The sequence below is a fragment of the Streptomyces sp. NPDC127129 genome, assembly GCF_042671585.1.
Taxonomy (GTDB): domain Bacteria; phylum Actinomycetota; class Actinomycetes; order Streptomycetales; family Streptomycetaceae; genus Streptomyces.
Window position 1 is genome coordinate 210,916 of the sequence record NZ_JBHXTV010000007.1, and the last position, 13,718, is coordinate 224,633.

Sequence of the window (13,718 nt, forward strand, 5' to 3'; positions counted from 1 at the left end):
CCCCTCCGCAGTGACGCGACCTGTCCGAGTGCGGATCAGCTCACGAGATGGATCGCCAGTCCCGCGATGAGCGTGCTCGACACGAGCGCCGTCCCGAGCCGGCCCCGCGGCCCCGTCAGCCCCCGGCCGAGGAGCGCGCCCCCGGAGGCCAGGAAGAGCTGCCAGCTGGCGGAGGCGACCAGGGCCGCCAGGACGAAGACCGTACGGTCCAAGGGGGTCGCCGGACCCGAAGGACCCGTCGCCAGGATCAGGGCCACGAAATAGATCACGGTCATGGGGTTCAGGATCGTGATGCCCAGGAACGTGAGGAAGGCGCGCGACGGGGTGAGCGGGCCGTCGCGGTCGTCCCGGTTGGCGAGGTCCCGCGCACGGTAGGCCCGTACGGCCGTCCACGCGGAGTGGGCTGCGAGGCCCACGAGGACCACCGCCGAGACCCGGCGCAGCGGGGTCATGACCGGTGTGAGGAGCGGCACGAGCGCCGAGCCGCCGACGACCGCCACCAGGGCGTACACCCCGTCCGCCGCCGCGACGCCGAGCGCCGCGCCCGCTCCCGTACGCCAGCTCGTGCGCGCCGTGACCGCCACCAGGTAGGCGCCGACGGCGCCGACCGGGATCGCGATGCCGTAGCCGGCGAGCAGGCCGGCCACCACCGCGGCGGTCACGCGACGGACAGGATCGGGCCTCCGGTGGAGCCGGGCTGCTGCTGTCGGCGGTAGCTGGCACCGTCCTTCGTACGGGAGAGCAGGCCGCCGGTCACGAGGTAGCGGCGCAGGGCCGGGAAGTCCTCGTGCACGGTCAGGAGCGCCTCGTTGACCTCGCGCTCGGTGTAGGAGCGGGCCGGCTCGAAGAGCGTCTCGGCCAGGTGGGCAAGGAGCTGCGCGCGGCGCGGGGCCCTGCGCGGGATCACCTTCAGTCGTCCTTCGGCGGAGAACAGGTCCGCCACGGGGTGGGAAGTCATGCGCCGAAGCGTGCCGGGCGGCGCCCCGCCCCGGCAACGCAATTTAGCGGGCGCGCCCCGGCGCGTGGTGCCGGGCGCCGAACCGTGGACCGTCGGCCGGATCTCCTGGCTGCCGGACTCCGCGGCGGTGTCCGCCCGTGCCGCCCCGAGGGCCCGAGTCACGAGCGCGCCGGGCCCTCGGGGCGGCAGAATGCAGCCATGACGGAACCCGTGGACCCCGCCCTGCTCCAGCGCTGGAACGCCACCCTGCGCGCCGCGCGCGCCGGCCGCGAGGGCCCGGACCCGGCGCCGTACGGCCGGAACCTGCTGACCCGCTGGGCGGAGCCGCAGCGCAGGTACCACACGGTCGACCACCTGCGCGCCGTCCTCGACCGTATCGACGAACTCGCCGACCTGGGCGGCGAGGGCGGGGAGCTGGAGCTGGTCCGGCTGGCCGCCTGGTTCCACGACGCGGTCTACCGGCCGGACCGCTCGGAGAACGAGGAACGCTCGGCGGTCCTGGCCGAGAAGGCCCTCGCAGAGGCGGGCCTCACCTCCCACGAGGTGGCCGAGGTGGCCCGCCTGGTGCGCCTGACGACCACCCACGACCCGGCGCCCGGCGACCTCAACGGCGAGGCGCTCTGCGACGCGGACCTGGCGATCCTGGCGACGGACGAGGACACGTACGGGGGGTATACGCGGGCCGTCCGCGAGGAGTACGCCTTCGTCCCGGACGACGACTTCCGGCAGGGCCGCGCGGCGGTCCTCGGCCGGCTCCTCTCCCTCCCCCGCCTCTTCCGCACCCCCTACGGCGCGGCGGCCTGGGAGGAACGGGCCCGCAGGAACCTGGCACGGGAACTGAAGGAACTGGGGGCCTGAGGGGCTCAGGGCCGGGCCGTCCGCATCGCGAGACACCCGTCACGGCGGGAATGACAGGCACAAACCGCAGGTTGACGCATGTCATGCCGTCAACCTCCGCCGAGCGCGCCGAAGCCGCCACCGCCCCCGCGGCGCCGTCCACGCCCACCCGCATGCCGCTGGCCGTCTACATCCTCGGCCTCTCCGTCTTCGCGCTCGGCACGAGCGAGTTCATGCTCTCCGGCCTCCTCCCACCCATCGCCGACGACATGAACGTCTCCATACCCCGCGCCGGCCTGCTGATCTCGGCCTTCGCGATCGGCATGGTGGTCGGCGCCCCGCTGCTCGCCGTCGCGACCCTGCGGCTCCCCCGCAAGACGACCCTGATCGCCCTGATCACCGTCTTCGGCCTCGGCCAGGTCGCCGGTGCGCTGGCCCCGAACTACGCGGTCCTCTTCGCCTCGCGCGTCGTGAGCGCGCTCGCCTGCGCGGGCTTCTGGGCGGTCGGCGCGGCCGTCGCCATCGCGATGGTCCCCGTCGGCTCGCGGGCCCGCGCCATGGCGGTCATGATCGGCGGCCTGTCGATCGCCAACGTCCTCGGCGTCCCCGCCGGCGCCTTCCTCGGCGAGCACCTCGGCTGGCGCGCCGCGTTCTGGGCGGTCGGCGTGGCCTCGGCCGTCGCGCTCGTCGGCGTGGTCACCCGCATCCCGCACATCCCGCTGCCCACGACGCGGCCCCGCCTCAAGAGGGAGCTGTCGATCTACCGCGACCGGCAGGTCCTGCTCTCGATCGTGATCACCGCGCTCGCCGCGGGCGGCGTCTTCTGCGCCTTCTCCTACCTCGCCCCGGTCATCACGGACGTCGCCGGGATCGACACCCGCTGGGTCTCCGCGATCCTGGGCCTCTTCGGCATCGGCGCGCTGATCGGTACGACGATCGGCGGCCGGGTCGCCGACGCCCACCTCTTCGGGGTCCTGCTCAGCGGCATCACGGCCTCGACGGTCTTCCTGGTCGCCCTGGCCCTCTTCGCCTCCAGCCCGGTCGCCGTGATCACCCTCTCCTTCCTCCTGGGCGTCTCGGCCTTCTACACCGCGCCCGCCCTCAACGCCCGCATGTTCAACGTCGCCGGCGCCGCCCCGACCCTGGCGGGCGCCACGACGACGGCGGCCTTCAACCTCGGCAACACGTCCGGCCCGTGGCTCGGCGGCACCACGATCGACGCCGGCCTCGGCTTCGCCTCGACGGCCTGGGCGGGAGCGGCGATGACGGCGGTGGCCCTGGCGACGGCCGCCATGGCGCTACGCCTGAGCCGCACCACGTCGAACAGCCACGTCGTGGCCTCGTCGAAGACCCCCACGCCCCAGCCCACCCCCGAGACCGACCTCGCCGCCTGCCGTACCGCCGACTGACCCGCCCGACCGCGACGAGTCCGAGCACCCGGACCGCCCGTGACCCGCGCCGGTCACGGCGCCGGCCGGCCCTTGGGCCGGCGTAGGCCCGCCGCCGTGATCAGGCGGACGAGTTCCTTCGAGCCCACCTCCACCGCGCCCGCCGCCACCGCCGAGGCGTAGCGCTCCGACGGGATGTCGTAGTGGTCGCGCTCGAAGGCGCGGGGCGGGGCGCCGATGCCGGCGGCGAAGGCGTGGAGTTCCTCGTGCGAGACGTCGCTCACCAGGTGCGACCACATGCGGCCGTGACCCGGCCAGGTCGGCGGGTCGATGTAGAGGGTCACCTCAGGCCGCCCACCGGGGCGACCACGACCCCGGCCTTGCCGCAGACCCAGTGCGGGTCCGGGCCGAGCTCGGGTTCGACGTCCAGGGCGTGCGGGTCGCCCGAGGAGCAGACCGGGCAAAGCGGCCAGCGGCCGTGCTGCTCCAGGAGCGAGTCCTGGACGTCCTGGGCGATGAGCCCGGCGACGTACGTAATCCCCTCGGGCCACTGCTCGACCCACCAGCGCCGGTGGGTGACGGCGTCCTCCACCATCGACACGACCTCGGCCGCGGCCACGTCGCGTGCCGCCAGATCGGCGAGGACCAGGGCGCGGGCCGTGTGCAGTGCCTGCTCCAGCGGGTCGATGTCGTCCATACACACATTGTCACCTGCCCAGCCTCAGGGGCGAAGGTCCTGTCCGCATCCGGGGTTCGTCCGGGACTTTCCGGGACCGATGGGGTCTTGACGCTCCCCGCGCTCGAAAATATCTTTCAGGTGTGACCAATGACGTGAAGGAAAGTTTCAGCGGCCAGGTGTCCCCGCCCGGGGCCCCCGCGGCACGGGAGGTTCCCGCGCCCGCCGCCCTCGCGGCCAAGGTGCGCACCCTCGCGCCCTCCATGACCCGCTCCATGCAGCGGGTCGCCGAAGCCGTCGCCGGCGACCCGGCCGGCTGCGCCGCCCTCACCGTCACCGGCCTCGCCGAGCTCACCGGCACCAGCGAGGCGACCGTCGTCCGCACCGCCCGGCTCCTCGGCTACCCCGGCTACCGGGACCTCCGCCTCGCCCTCGCCGGCCTCGCAGCCCAGCAGCAGTCCGGCCGCGCGCCCTCCGTCACCGCCGACATCGCCGTGGACGACCCGGTGGCCGACGTCGTCGCCAAGCTCGCCTACGACGAGCAGCAGACCCTCGCCGACACCGCCGCCGGACTGGACACCGTCCAGCTCGGCGCCGCCGTCGCCGCGCTCGCCACCGCCCGCCGCATCGACATCTACGGCATCGGCGCCTCCGGCCTCGTCGCCCAGGACCTCGGCCAGAAGCTCCTCCGCATCGGCCTGATCGCGCACGCCCACAGCGACCCGCACCTCGCCGTCACCAACGCCGTACAGCTCCGCTCCGGCGACGTCGCCATCGCCATCACCCACTCCGGCTCGACCGGCGACGTCATAGAACCCCTCCGCGTCGCCTTCGACCACGGCGCCACCACCGTCGCGATCACCGGCCGCCCCGACGGTCCCGTGTCGCAGTACGCCGACCACATCCTCACCACCTCCACGGCCCGCGAGAGCGAGCTGCGCCCGGCGGCCATGTCGTCCCGCACCAGCCAACTCCTGGTCGTGGACTGTCTGTTCACCTGCGTCACCCAACGTACGTACGAGACGGCGGCCCCTGCCCTCGCGGCCTCGTACGAAGCCCTGGCCCACCGCCACTCGCCCCGCACCCGGTAACACCGGGAAACCCTCGAAAGAGCCCGCACGTGTCTTCAGCTACGTACTCCGAACTGCGCGCCCAGCTGGCCACCCTGACCACCGAGGCATTCCGTCCCGAGCTCGCGGAGATCGACCAGCTCCCGACGCTCGAGATCGCCCGCACGATGAACGCCGAGGACCAGACCGTCCCCGCCGCCGTCGCCGCGCAGCTGCCGCTGATCGCGGCCGCGATCGACGCCACCGCCGCCCGCATGGCCCGCGGGGGCCGGCTCATCTACGCCGGCGCGGGCACCGCCGGCCGGCTCGGGGTCCTCGACGCCAGCGAGTGCCCGCCCACCTTCAACACCGACCCCTCGCAGGTGCTCGGACTGATCGCGGGCGGCCCCTCGGCCATGGTGAAGGCGGTCGAGGGCGCCGAGGACTCGGCGGAACTCGCCGCGGCCGACCTCGACGCGCTGGACCTCACCCCGAACGACACGGTGGTCGGCGTCTCCGCCTCGGGCCGCACTCCGTACGCCATCGGCGCCGTCGCCCACGCCCGCACCCGCGGCGCGTTGACCATCGGCCTCTCCTGCAACGCGGACAGCGCGCTCGCGGCCGCCGCCGAACACGGCATCGAGGTCGTCACCGGTCCCGAACTCCTCACCGGCTCCACGCGGTTGAAGGCGGGTACGGCGCAGAAGCTGGTCCTCAACATGATCTCGACGATCACGATGATCCGGCTCGGCAAGACGTACGGAAACCTGATGGTCGACGTCCGCGCCTCCAACGACAAGCTCCAGGCCCGCTCGCGGCGGATCGTCGCCCTGGCCACCGGCGCCCCGGACGAGCAGATCGAGACGGCCCTCACCGCCGCCGACGGCGAGGTGAAGACGGCGATCCTGATGATCCTCGCCGACATCGATGCCAAGGCCGCCGACCAGCGCCTGACGGACTCGGCGGGCCACCTGCGTGCCGCCCTGCACGCCGAGACCACCCCCTGAACCTCCCCCGTCCCCCCACAGCAAGGCACCACCGCACCATGAGCACAGACGACAAGAACCGCGCCATCGCCGCCGCGATCCTCCCCCTCGTCGGCGGCGTGGAGAACATCGACTCCGTGGCCCACTGCATGACCCGGCTCCGGCTGGGTCTGCGGGACCGCTCGCTCGTCCAGGACGAGGCCCTGAAGGCCCTGCCGTCCGTGATGGGTGTGGTGGAGGACGACACGTACCAGATCGTGCTCGGCCCGGGCACGGTCGCCCGCGTGACGCCGGAGTTCGAGGCCCTGGTGGCAGCGGCCCCCCGGCCCCAGCCGTCCGCCGACGGTCTCGCCGCCCAGGGCGCGGCGATCAGGGCGGCGCGGAAGGCGAAGAACCAGACGCCGTTCAAGCTCTTCCTCCGCAAGATCGCGAACATCTTCGTCCCGCTGATCCCCGCGCTCATCGGCTGCGGCATCATCGCCGGCCTCAACGGCCTGCTGGTCAACCTGGGCTGGCTGCCGGGCGTGACGCCCGCCCTCGCGGCGATGGCGAGCGGCTTCATGGCGCTGATCGCGGTCTTCGTCGGCTTCAACACGGCGAAGGAGTTCGGCGGTACGCCGATCCTGGGCGGGGCGGTCGCGGCGATCATCGTCTTCCCCGGTGTCGCGAAGATCGAGGCGTTCGGCCAGACGCTCTCGCCCGGCCAGGGCGGTGTGCTCGGCGCGCTGGGCGCGGCGGTGCTCGCGGTGTACGTCGAGAAGTGGTGCCGCCGCCGGGTGCCCGAGGCCCTCGACGTCCTGGTCACACCGACCCTCACGGTCCTGGTCTCGGGTCTGGTCACCATCTTCGGCCTGATGTTCGTGGCCGGAGAGGTCTCCACCGCGATCGGCGACTTCGCCAACTGGCTCCTCGCCCACGCGGGTGCCGGCGCGGGTCTCGTCCTGGGCAGTCTGTTCCTGCCGCTCGTGATGCTGGGGCTGCACCAGGCCCTGATCCCCATCCACACGACCCTCATCGAGCAGCAGGGCTTCACCGTCCTGCTGCCGATCCTGGCCATGGCGGGCGCGGGCCAGGTCGGCGCGGCGGTCGCGGTCTACTTCAAGCTCCCCCGCAACGGCTCCATCCGCCGCACCATCAAGTCCGCCCTCCCGGCCGGCTTCCTGGGCGTGGGCGAGCCCCTGATCTACGGCGTCTCGCTCCCGCTGGGCCGCCCGTTCATCACGGCCTGCGTCGGCGGCGCGTTCGGCGGCGGCTTCGTCGGCCTCTTCAACATGCTGGGCGACAAGGTCGGCTCCACGGCCATCGGCCCGTCGGGCTGGGCCCTGTTCCCGCTCCTCGACGGCAACCGGGGTCTCGGCGAGACGATCGCGATCTACGCGGGCGGGCTGCTGGTCGGCTACGCGGTGGGCTTCGTGGCGACGTACTTCTGGGGCTTCAGCAGCGAACTCCTGGAGGAGTTCGACGTCGACACGGACGAGGCGACCGGTACGGCGGCGGACCCGGCGGCCACGCCCACGCCCGCGACCGGCCCCGGGCCGGCCCCCGCGCAGGAGCCCGTGAAGGTCTGATCCCGTACGGGAAGAGGCGGGCCCGCGCCGACGACGGCGCGGGCCCACCGCGCTCAGTTCGCACAGTACGTGTCGCGCGCCGGGCGCTTCCCCGTCCGCAGGAACTCCGTTACCGCCGCGTTCCCGCACGCGTTGCCGTTGCCCACGTACATGCCGTGCCCTCCCTGGCCGACGGAGACCAGCCGGGCACGGTCGCCGAGGGCCGCGCGCATCTTCAGGCCGGCGGCGTACGGGGTGGACGGGTCGCGGAGGCTCTGGATCATCAGGATGTTGGACGGACCCCGGTCGGTGATCCGGGTCGGCTTCTCGGCCGGGGCCTTCCAGAACGAGCAGGGCGTGATGTTGACCGGGAACCCGGCCGTGAGCGGGTGGCGCACGCGGTCCGCCGCGACGGCCCGCTCGTGGGCGGCGACGGAGCGCGGCCAGCTCACGTCGTTGCAGATGACGCCGACCATCATCGCCACGTCCTCGTCCGGCAGCGCGGCGGCGAGCTCCGGCGGAAGCGCGGGCTTGGTCCTCGGGTCCTGGGCGTCCACCACCAGCCGCGCGAACCCGGCGAAGGCCGCGTCGCTGTAGAGCGCGTTCTGCAGGGCCTGCCGGAAGACGGTTCCGGTGAGCGGGGCGCCGGGGGTGGTGGACTCGGCCGGTGCCCGGTCCAGCCGCTCCGCCAGCGCGATCACCAGCGGACGCACGTCCTCGGGACGCTCCGCGAGCCGCAGCCCCTGGGGCGCCCGGTCCGGGTGCGCCGCCCACGCGGCGAAGTCGGGGAAGCGGTCCTCCGCACCCTGCCCCAGGTACGCGAGCCAGCCTCTGGCCACCCGCCTCGGGTCGGGGTCGTTGCTGCTGTCCAGCACCCAGCGGTCCGTACGGTGCGGGAACCTCTGCGCGTACACCGCGCCGACGTACGTACCGTACGAGACTCCCCAGGCCGACAGCTTCTCCTCGCCGAGCGCCTGCCGGAACCGGTCCAGGTCCCGCGCCTGGTTCGCCGTCGTCATGCTCGCCAGCTCTTCGCCGCCGTTGCGCGCGCACGCCTCCGCGGTACGCCGGGACCTGGCGACGTTCTCGGCGATGCTCCCGTCGGCGCCCGGCCAGGACCGGAGGGTGACCATGCGCCGGTCGTCCTCCTCCAGACGGCAGTTCGCCCTGACGCTGCCGCCCACCCCGCGCGGGTCCATCGCCACCAGGTCGTACGTGCCGCCCAGTTCCCGCCGCAGCGCCTCCGCCTTCGTCGTCAGCCGCTGCACCCCGGAGCTCCCCGGGCCCCCGGGGATCACGGCCAGCGCCCCGCGCCGCTCACCGGGGTCGTCGCTGCGGAGCCGGGAGACGGCGATCCCGACCTGGCGGCCCCGGGGGTCGCTGTAGTCCAGGGGTACGGAGAGGGTGGCGCACTCCTGCCCGGGCAGCGGCCTGGGCTTGAGGTGCGGATGGGTGACGGCGCACTCGGTCCACACGAGTCCGGCGGACGGGATCACGGCGGCCGAATCGGCGGAGGCGGCGGAGGCGGAGGCGGAACCGGTCGCGGTGAGGCCGGCCGCGACGGCGGTGGCGGAGAGGGCGATCAGCAGGGCCTTGGATGCGTAAGTCGTCATGCGGCAAGCCTCGTTGACGTGCCGTCATGATCCCATCCGGCAGCCGGGACGGTCCGGGGTGGGGCTGCCCCCCGGGCCCCGGCCCCACCCCCGGCCCGCTCTGCATCGGCCCGCACCGCACCGCACCGCAGCGCACCGCACAGCACCGCACCCTCACCGGCCCGCACCGCACCGGCCCCGGCAGCCCCACCCCCGTGGAGGCCGTCCGTCAGGGCACGTTCGTGACCGTCTCGCAGCCGCCGGCCGCCACGTCCGTGCCGGTCTCGCCGTCGCAGACGTCGGGGGACCCGGCGCCTCCGAGGAGGACGTCGGCGCTCGGGCCGGCCTTCAGCCGGTCGGCACCCCCGCCGCCGAGGAGCTGGTCCTCGCCACCGGCCGTACCGACGGTGTTCTCGATGAAGAAGTCGGCGTTGTCGCCGAGCAGCCGGTCGTCGCCGCCCCGCCCTTCGATGAGGTCGTCGCCCGCACTGGTGGGCGCCGTGGTGTTCACGGAGCTGTCGCCGAGGAGGACCTCGCCCGCGCTGCCGCCGACGATCCGGTCGTCACCGGCTCCGGAGGCCGTCCCCTCCGCCGCGTTGTGGTCGCCGATGGCGAAGAACCCGCCGTCCGCACCCAGCTCAAGGAGGTCGTTCCCGCCGCTGCCAGAGGCGTTCCGCTGCGCGTTGTTGTCGCCGATGAGGATGTCGGTGCCGGCCCCGCCGCGCAGCACGTCGTCACCGGCTCCGGAGGCGTCGGTGAGGGTCGCGACCGAGTCCCCGGCCATGTCGTCGACCCCCGGACCGCCGTCCAGTACGTCGTCGCCGCCGCCGGTCGCGCTCCTGCCCCGGCTGTCCCCCGCCACGACGTCGTCGCCCGGCCCCGCGAACAGCTGGTCGTCGCCGCCGCCGGTGGCCGCCCCGGCGAGCGCGAAGCTGTCGCCACCGAGCCGGTCGTCCCCCTCGCCGCCGAAGACACGGTCGTCGCCGCCGCCCACCGCGTCACCGGTGAGGGCGAGGACGTCGCCACGGGCGTTGTCGTCACCCGCCCCGGCGTTGACGTGGTCGTCGCCCAGGCCGCCCGCGACGGTGTCGTCCCCGGCCAGGGCGCAGATCAGGTCGTCGCCGCCCGCACCGTCGATCACATCGGCGCCCGCCGACCCGACGATCACGTCGTCGCCGGCGGTCCCCTGGATCGTCCCCGCCCCCGTGAGGGTCGCGGGTACGCCGAAGCACGTGGGCTGTGCGGCGGCGGCGGTCCCGGCCGGCAGGCCGAGAGCGAGGAGCGCGGCAGCGGCCAGCAGGCCGGAAACGCGGTAGGGAATCACGCGGACCTCCAGAAGCCCGAATCATCACGGAACGTCACACCTGTGGACGCTCGGTCACCGATCCGGACGCTACGTCGCCTGCTGCGGGGCGGCGACCGCTGGCCGCATTCGGGTGCACGCCTCAGCGGTGAGCGCCGCCGAGGTCCGCCGCGGACGCCACCACGACCCCGTAGAGGTCGGCGATCGTCGCGAGCGCGCCCCGGTGGAGCTGTTCGGCGGGTACGTCGGCGACCTCCGTCCACAGCGGGCGGGTCGCGCACGCGTCGGCGACGATCGTGGGCCGGTTGCCCCGCAGGAACGCGCCCTCCGCCGTGAACGTCACGCACATGTGCGTCATGAACCCGGCGACGACGACATCCTTGTGCCCCGCGGCGTCCACGTGGCCCGCCAGATCGGTGTCGACGAAGGCGTTCGGGACCTTCTTGACGACGACCGGTTCCCCCTGGACCGGGGCCACGCTCGGGTGGATCGCGCCGATGTCCTCGCGGATGTCGTACGGCGTGCCCTCACCGCCGTCGTTGACGACGTGCACGACCTTCGCCCCCTCCTCCCGGGCCCGGGCGAGGAGCGCGGCGGCGGAGTCGAGCGCGGCCTGCCAGCCGTCCAGCTCCATCACACCGCGCGTGTAGGTGTTCTGGTAGTCGACGAGGATCAGCGTCGCGTCGGAGAGCGACGCGGGCGTCTGGTCGAAGCCGTTGAGTTCGCGCAGAGTCGTCGTCGTACGAGTCGTACCCATGGAAGAAATACCCCCTGGCTCGGGCTGTTTCGCTACGTCTGAAACGCTATGGCCGACCGCGCGGCGTCGGCAATGTCGCCCGACTTGCAGATACGGACATCGAGATGAGCCAGGTGGAACGACTGATCGTCATCGTCCTCTTCGAGGGCGTCGACCTGCTCGACGTCACCGGTCCGCCGGAGGTCTTCGCCCTCCTGCGCCGCGAGACGGACGACGCGTCCGGCTACCGCGTCGTCCTCGCCGCCGAGACCACGGACCCCGTCACCACCTCCGCGGGCGTACGGATCGTCCCGGACGTCACCTTCGACGAACTGCTCGGCGCCGCGGGCGCCCGGAGCATCGACACCCTCCTCGTCCCCGGCTCCGTCGAGGTCGACGACCAGCGACGGGTCCACGCCCTCGCCGAACCCGCCGTCGTCGACCGGGTGAAGGCCCTGGCCGGGCGGACGCGCCGGGTCACGTCCGTCTGCGTGGGAGCGCACATCCTCGCCGCCGCCGGGCTCCTCGACGGCAAGCGCGCCACCACCCACTGGTCGACCGCGCGGCAGCTCGCCTCCGACCATCCGCTCGTCGAGGTCGACGCCGACCCGATCTTCATCCGCGCGGGTGACGTGTGGACCGGCGCGGGGATCAGCGCCTGCCTCGACCTGTCCCTGGCCCTCGTCGCCGAGGACTTCGGCGAGACGGTCGCGCTGCGCGTCGCCCGCCAGCTCGTGATGTACCTGAAGCGCCCCGGTGGCCAGAGCCAGTTCGGCGTCCCCCTCGAACCCCTCTCCACCACCCGTCGCATCGAGGACCTCCGCCACCACATCACCCGCCACCTCGACGAACCGCTCACCGTCGACGACCTCGCCGCCTTCGCGCACGTCAGCAGCCGCCAGCTGACCCGGATCTTCAAGGAGGAACTCGGCGTGACCCCGGGCGTCTACCTCGAGTCCGCGCGCGTCGAACGAGCCCGCGCCGCACTCGAGACCACCGACGCGACCCTCGAACGGATCGCGTCCACCTGCGGCTTCGGTACGACCGACACCCTGATCCGAGCCTTCCGCCGCCGCCTCGACACCACCCCCACGGAGTACCGCCTCCGCTTCCGCACGGCCCCCGGGGAGCGGACGGCCCCGACGCCGGCCGGGGGACCCGGCCAGGGGCGGTCCGGGCCGGGAAAGGCCGCGACGGGCCCCGTTCCCGCCACGTAGCCTGGCCGCATGTACAACGCCCACAGCAAGACGTCCTTCGTGTGTCTGCCCTGCCGGGCCTCGTACAAGCAGCCGTACGGCGACCCGGACAGCCGTGCAGGTCGGCGCTGCCCGCGCTGCGCACGGCAGCTGATCCACGTCGGCTCCGCCTTCGCCCCGCCCCGCAGGCGGGACACGGCCGCCTGGCGCACCCTCTCGGTGCTGCTGAACGCGGGGGTGCGATTCCACAAGAGCTGCTGCGGAGGGCCGGGGTACCGACCCCGGACGCTCGGTGAGGTCCGGGAGCGGATGACGCACGCGCGCCGGACGGGCGAGCCGTTCGCCCGGGTGCTGGTCCGCCGCGACGTGCACTGAGACGACCGGCACGGCCTCGGGCCGGACAGGCGCGTGCGCCGCGCCCCGCCCCTACGGCACCCGCACCCTCGCGTACATCACCATGTCCCGCCGTTCGCCGCCCACTTCCTGCCAGGAGCGCAGCAGGCCCTCGCGGGCGTATCCGGACCGTTCCGCCGTCTTCGCCGAGGCCTCGTTCCACGGTTCGACGAGCAACTGGATTCGGGGGATGCCCAGTTCACCCATGGCCCACGCGCTCACCGCGGTCAGCGCCGCTCCGGCCGCGCCCTCGCCCCGGCAGGAGGGGGCGACCCAGTAGCCGACGGTCGCGCGGCCTTCCGGGAGGTCGCGGAGCCAGAGGCCGATCATCCCGGCCGGCCGGTCGTCGCGGCGGCGGACGATGACGAAGGAGTATCCGGCGCCCGACTCCGAGCGGTGCCACTGGCGGCGTACAAAACCCTCGCCCTCCGCCTCCGAGTACACCGGCGGGACCGACGTGGTCAGCGGGATGTACGGGTCCGTCGACGCCTCCTCCACGAGCGGGAGGTCCGCGCGTTCCCAGGGGCGCAGGTCGTACGCCCCCGCGGGCAGCCGCGGCACGTCGAGGCTCACATCGTCTCCAGATAGGCCGCGAGACGGTCGTACTCCTCCTTGACCCCCGCCTCCATCCCCGTCGCCAGCGCCTGGTCGCGGATCTCCGACGACGGCCAGATCGATGTGCTGGTCAGCGCCGTGCCGCCGTCCGGCGTGTCGTCGAAGGTGAGGGTGACATGGACCGGGGGCCCCGGCATGAGCTCGAAGACCTCGGTGTAGACGAGGCGCTCGTTCGGGACGATCTCCTCGTACGTGCCGGAGAAGACGATCTCGCGGCCGTCGGGGGCCTTCTGGCCCCAGCGCCATGCGCCGCCGACCGTGAGGTCGACGTCGGAGATCACCGTGGGCAGGGCGGCCACGCCGTACCACTGGCGTACGTGCTCGGGTCTTGTCCACGCCTCCCAGACGCGGGCGGGCGGGGCGTCGAAGGTCCGGGTGATGACCAGCTCGCGGTCGGCCGGTGTCGTCAGCAGCGTGATCATGGATCGCTCCCGCCTTCCGA

General features: G+C 73.4%; 16 protein-coding genes. 7 read left to right on the forward strand and 9 right to left on the reverse strand.

The annotated features are described in order from the left end of the window. Positions 1–35 precede the first annotated feature (35 nt). Both ACFVGW_RS15875 and ACFVGW_RS15880 read right to left on the reverse strand, forming a co-directional pair. Positions 36–662, reverse strand: a complete 627-nt coding sequence (locus ACFVGW_RS15875; RefSeq protein ID WP_385852378.1) for a LysE/ArgO family amino acid transporter — start codon at positions 660–662, stop codon at positions 36–38. Further along, positions 659–958 carry a DUF2087 domain-containing protein gene (locus ACFVGW_RS15880; RefSeq protein WP_385852379.1) on the reverse strand — a complete coding sequence of 100 codons (300 nt, stop codon included), beginning with the start codon at positions 956–958 and terminating at the stop codon, positions 659–661. Before ACFVGW_RS15880 ends, ACFVGW_RS15875 begins: the two co-directional genes overlap by 4 nt. Before the next feature lie 198 nt (positions 959–1,156). Between ACFVGW_RS15880 and ACFVGW_RS15885 the strand changes: the two genes are divergently transcribed. Both ACFVGW_RS15885 and ACFVGW_RS15890 read left to right on the forward strand, forming a co-directional pair. Continuing rightward, the gene (locus ACFVGW_RS15885; protein ID WP_385852380.1) at positions 1,157–1,816 is read left to right on the forward strand and encodes a hypothetical protein; all 660 of its coding nucleotides are present in this window, start codon (positions 1,157–1,159) and stop codon (positions 1,814–1,816) included. Positions 1,817–1,968: 152 nt separating this feature from the next. Next, complete coding sequence (locus ACFVGW_RS15890) at positions 1,969–3,204, forward strand: Cmx/CmrA family chloramphenicol efflux MFS transporter (protein WP_385852487.1); 1,236 nt, start codon at positions 1,969–1,971, stop codon at positions 3,202–3,204. Between the two features lie 53 nt (positions 3,205–3,257). Here the strand turns inward: ACFVGW_RS15890 and ACFVGW_RS15895 are convergent, their stop codons facing one another. Both ACFVGW_RS15895 and ACFVGW_RS15900 read right to left on the reverse strand, forming a co-directional pair. Continuing rightward, positions 3,258–3,527 carry a DUF4031 domain-containing protein gene (locus tag ACFVGW_RS15895; protein ID WP_352191618.1) on the reverse strand — a complete coding sequence of 90 codons (270 nt, stop codon included), beginning with the start codon at positions 3,525–3,527 and terminating at the stop codon, positions 3,258–3,260. Further along, the gene (locus ACFVGW_RS15900; protein ID WP_352191617.1) at positions 3,524–3,880 is read right to left on the reverse strand and encodes a hypothetical protein; all 357 of its coding nucleotides are present in this window, start codon (positions 3,878–3,880) and stop codon (positions 3,524–3,526) included. Before ACFVGW_RS15900 ends, ACFVGW_RS15895 begins: the two co-directional genes overlap by 4 nt. A gap of 122 nt (positions 3,881–4,002) precedes the next feature. Between ACFVGW_RS15900 and ACFVGW_RS15905 the strand changes: the two genes are divergently transcribed. The 3 genes from ACFVGW_RS15905 to ACFVGW_RS15915 are packed head-to-tail and all read left to right on the forward strand — an operon-like array spanning position 4,003 to position 7,462. Next, positions 4,003–4,950 carry a MurR/RpiR family transcriptional regulator gene (locus ACFVGW_RS15905; RefSeq protein WP_385852381.1) on the forward strand — a complete coding sequence of 316 codons (948 nt, stop codon included), beginning with the start codon at positions 4,003–4,005 and terminating at the stop codon, positions 4,948–4,950. 29 nt (positions 4,951–4,979) lie between these two features. Beyond that, positions 4,980–5,915, forward strand: a complete 936-nt coding sequence (gene murQ / locus ACFVGW_RS15910; protein WP_385852382.1) for an N-acetylmuramic acid 6-phosphate etherase — start codon at positions 4,980–4,982, stop codon at positions 5,913–5,915. Positions 5,916–5,953: 38 nt separating this feature from the next. Beyond that, positions 5,954–7,462 carry a PTS transporter subunit EIIC gene (locus tag ACFVGW_RS15915; protein WP_385852383.1) on the forward strand — a complete coding sequence of 503 codons (1,509 nt, stop codon included), beginning with the start codon at positions 5,954–5,956 and terminating at the stop codon, positions 7,460–7,462. Positions 7,463–7,515: 53 nt separating this feature from the next. On the opposite strand, the gene ACFVGW_RS15920 is transcribed toward ACFVGW_RS15915, so the two are convergent. The 3 genes from ACFVGW_RS15920 to ACFVGW_RS15930 all read right to left on the reverse strand — a co-directional run bounded on the left by ACFVGW_RS15920 (position 7,516) and on the right by ACFVGW_RS15930 (position 11,093). Continuing rightward, the gene (locus ACFVGW_RS15920) at positions 7,516–9,054 is read right to left on the reverse strand and encodes an alpha/beta hydrolase (RefSeq protein ID WP_385852384.1); all 1,539 of its coding nucleotides are present in this window, start codon (positions 9,052–9,054) and stop codon (positions 7,516–7,518) included. Positions 9,055–9,262: 208 nt separating this feature from the next. Beyond that, entirely contained in the window at positions 9,263–10,357 is a 1,095-nt protein-coding gene (locus ACFVGW_RS15925) for a calcium-binding protein (RefSeq protein ID WP_383571779.1), read from the reverse strand. A gap of 121 nt (positions 10,358–10,478) precedes the next feature. Then, positions 10,479–11,093, reverse strand: coding sequence for an isochorismatase family protein (locus ACFVGW_RS15930; RefSeq protein ID WP_385852385.1), 615 nt, complete (start codon positions 11,091–11,093; stop codon positions 10,479–10,481). Positions 11,094–11,197: 104 nt separating this feature from the next. Here ACFVGW_RS15930 and ACFVGW_RS15935 point away from each other — a divergent pair, with 104 nt between their 5' ends. Continuing rightward, entirely contained in the window at positions 11,198–12,289 is a 1,092-nt protein-coding gene (locus tag ACFVGW_RS15935; RefSeq protein WP_385852386.1) for a GlxA family transcriptional regulator, read from the forward strand. A gap of 9 nt (positions 12,290–12,298) precedes the next feature. Continuing rightward, positions 12,299–12,643 carry a deoxyxylulose-5-phosphate synthase gene (locus tag ACFVGW_RS15940; protein ID WP_383292827.1) on the forward strand — a complete coding sequence of 115 codons (345 nt, stop codon included), beginning with the start codon at positions 12,299–12,301 and terminating at the stop codon, positions 12,641–12,643. Between the two features lie 51 nt (positions 12,644–12,694). Here the strand turns inward: ACFVGW_RS15940 and ACFVGW_RS15945 are convergent, their stop codons facing one another. Together ACFVGW_RS15945 and ACFVGW_RS15950 are read right to left on the reverse strand one after the other, a co-directional pair. Beyond that, positions 12,695–13,234 carry a GNAT family N-acetyltransferase gene (locus tag ACFVGW_RS15945; protein ID WP_385852387.1) on the reverse strand — a complete coding sequence of 180 codons (540 nt, stop codon included), beginning with the start codon at positions 13,232–13,234 and terminating at the stop codon, positions 12,695–12,697. Continuing rightward, positions 13,231–13,698 (reverse strand): SRPBCC family protein, encoded by a 468-nt coding sequence (locus tag ACFVGW_RS15950; RefSeq protein WP_383225929.1) that lies wholly within the window; start codon positions 13,696–13,698, stop codon positions 13,231–13,233. Before ACFVGW_RS15950 ends, ACFVGW_RS15945 begins: the two co-directional genes overlap by 4 nt. Positions 13,699–13,718: the final 20 nt, after the last annotated feature.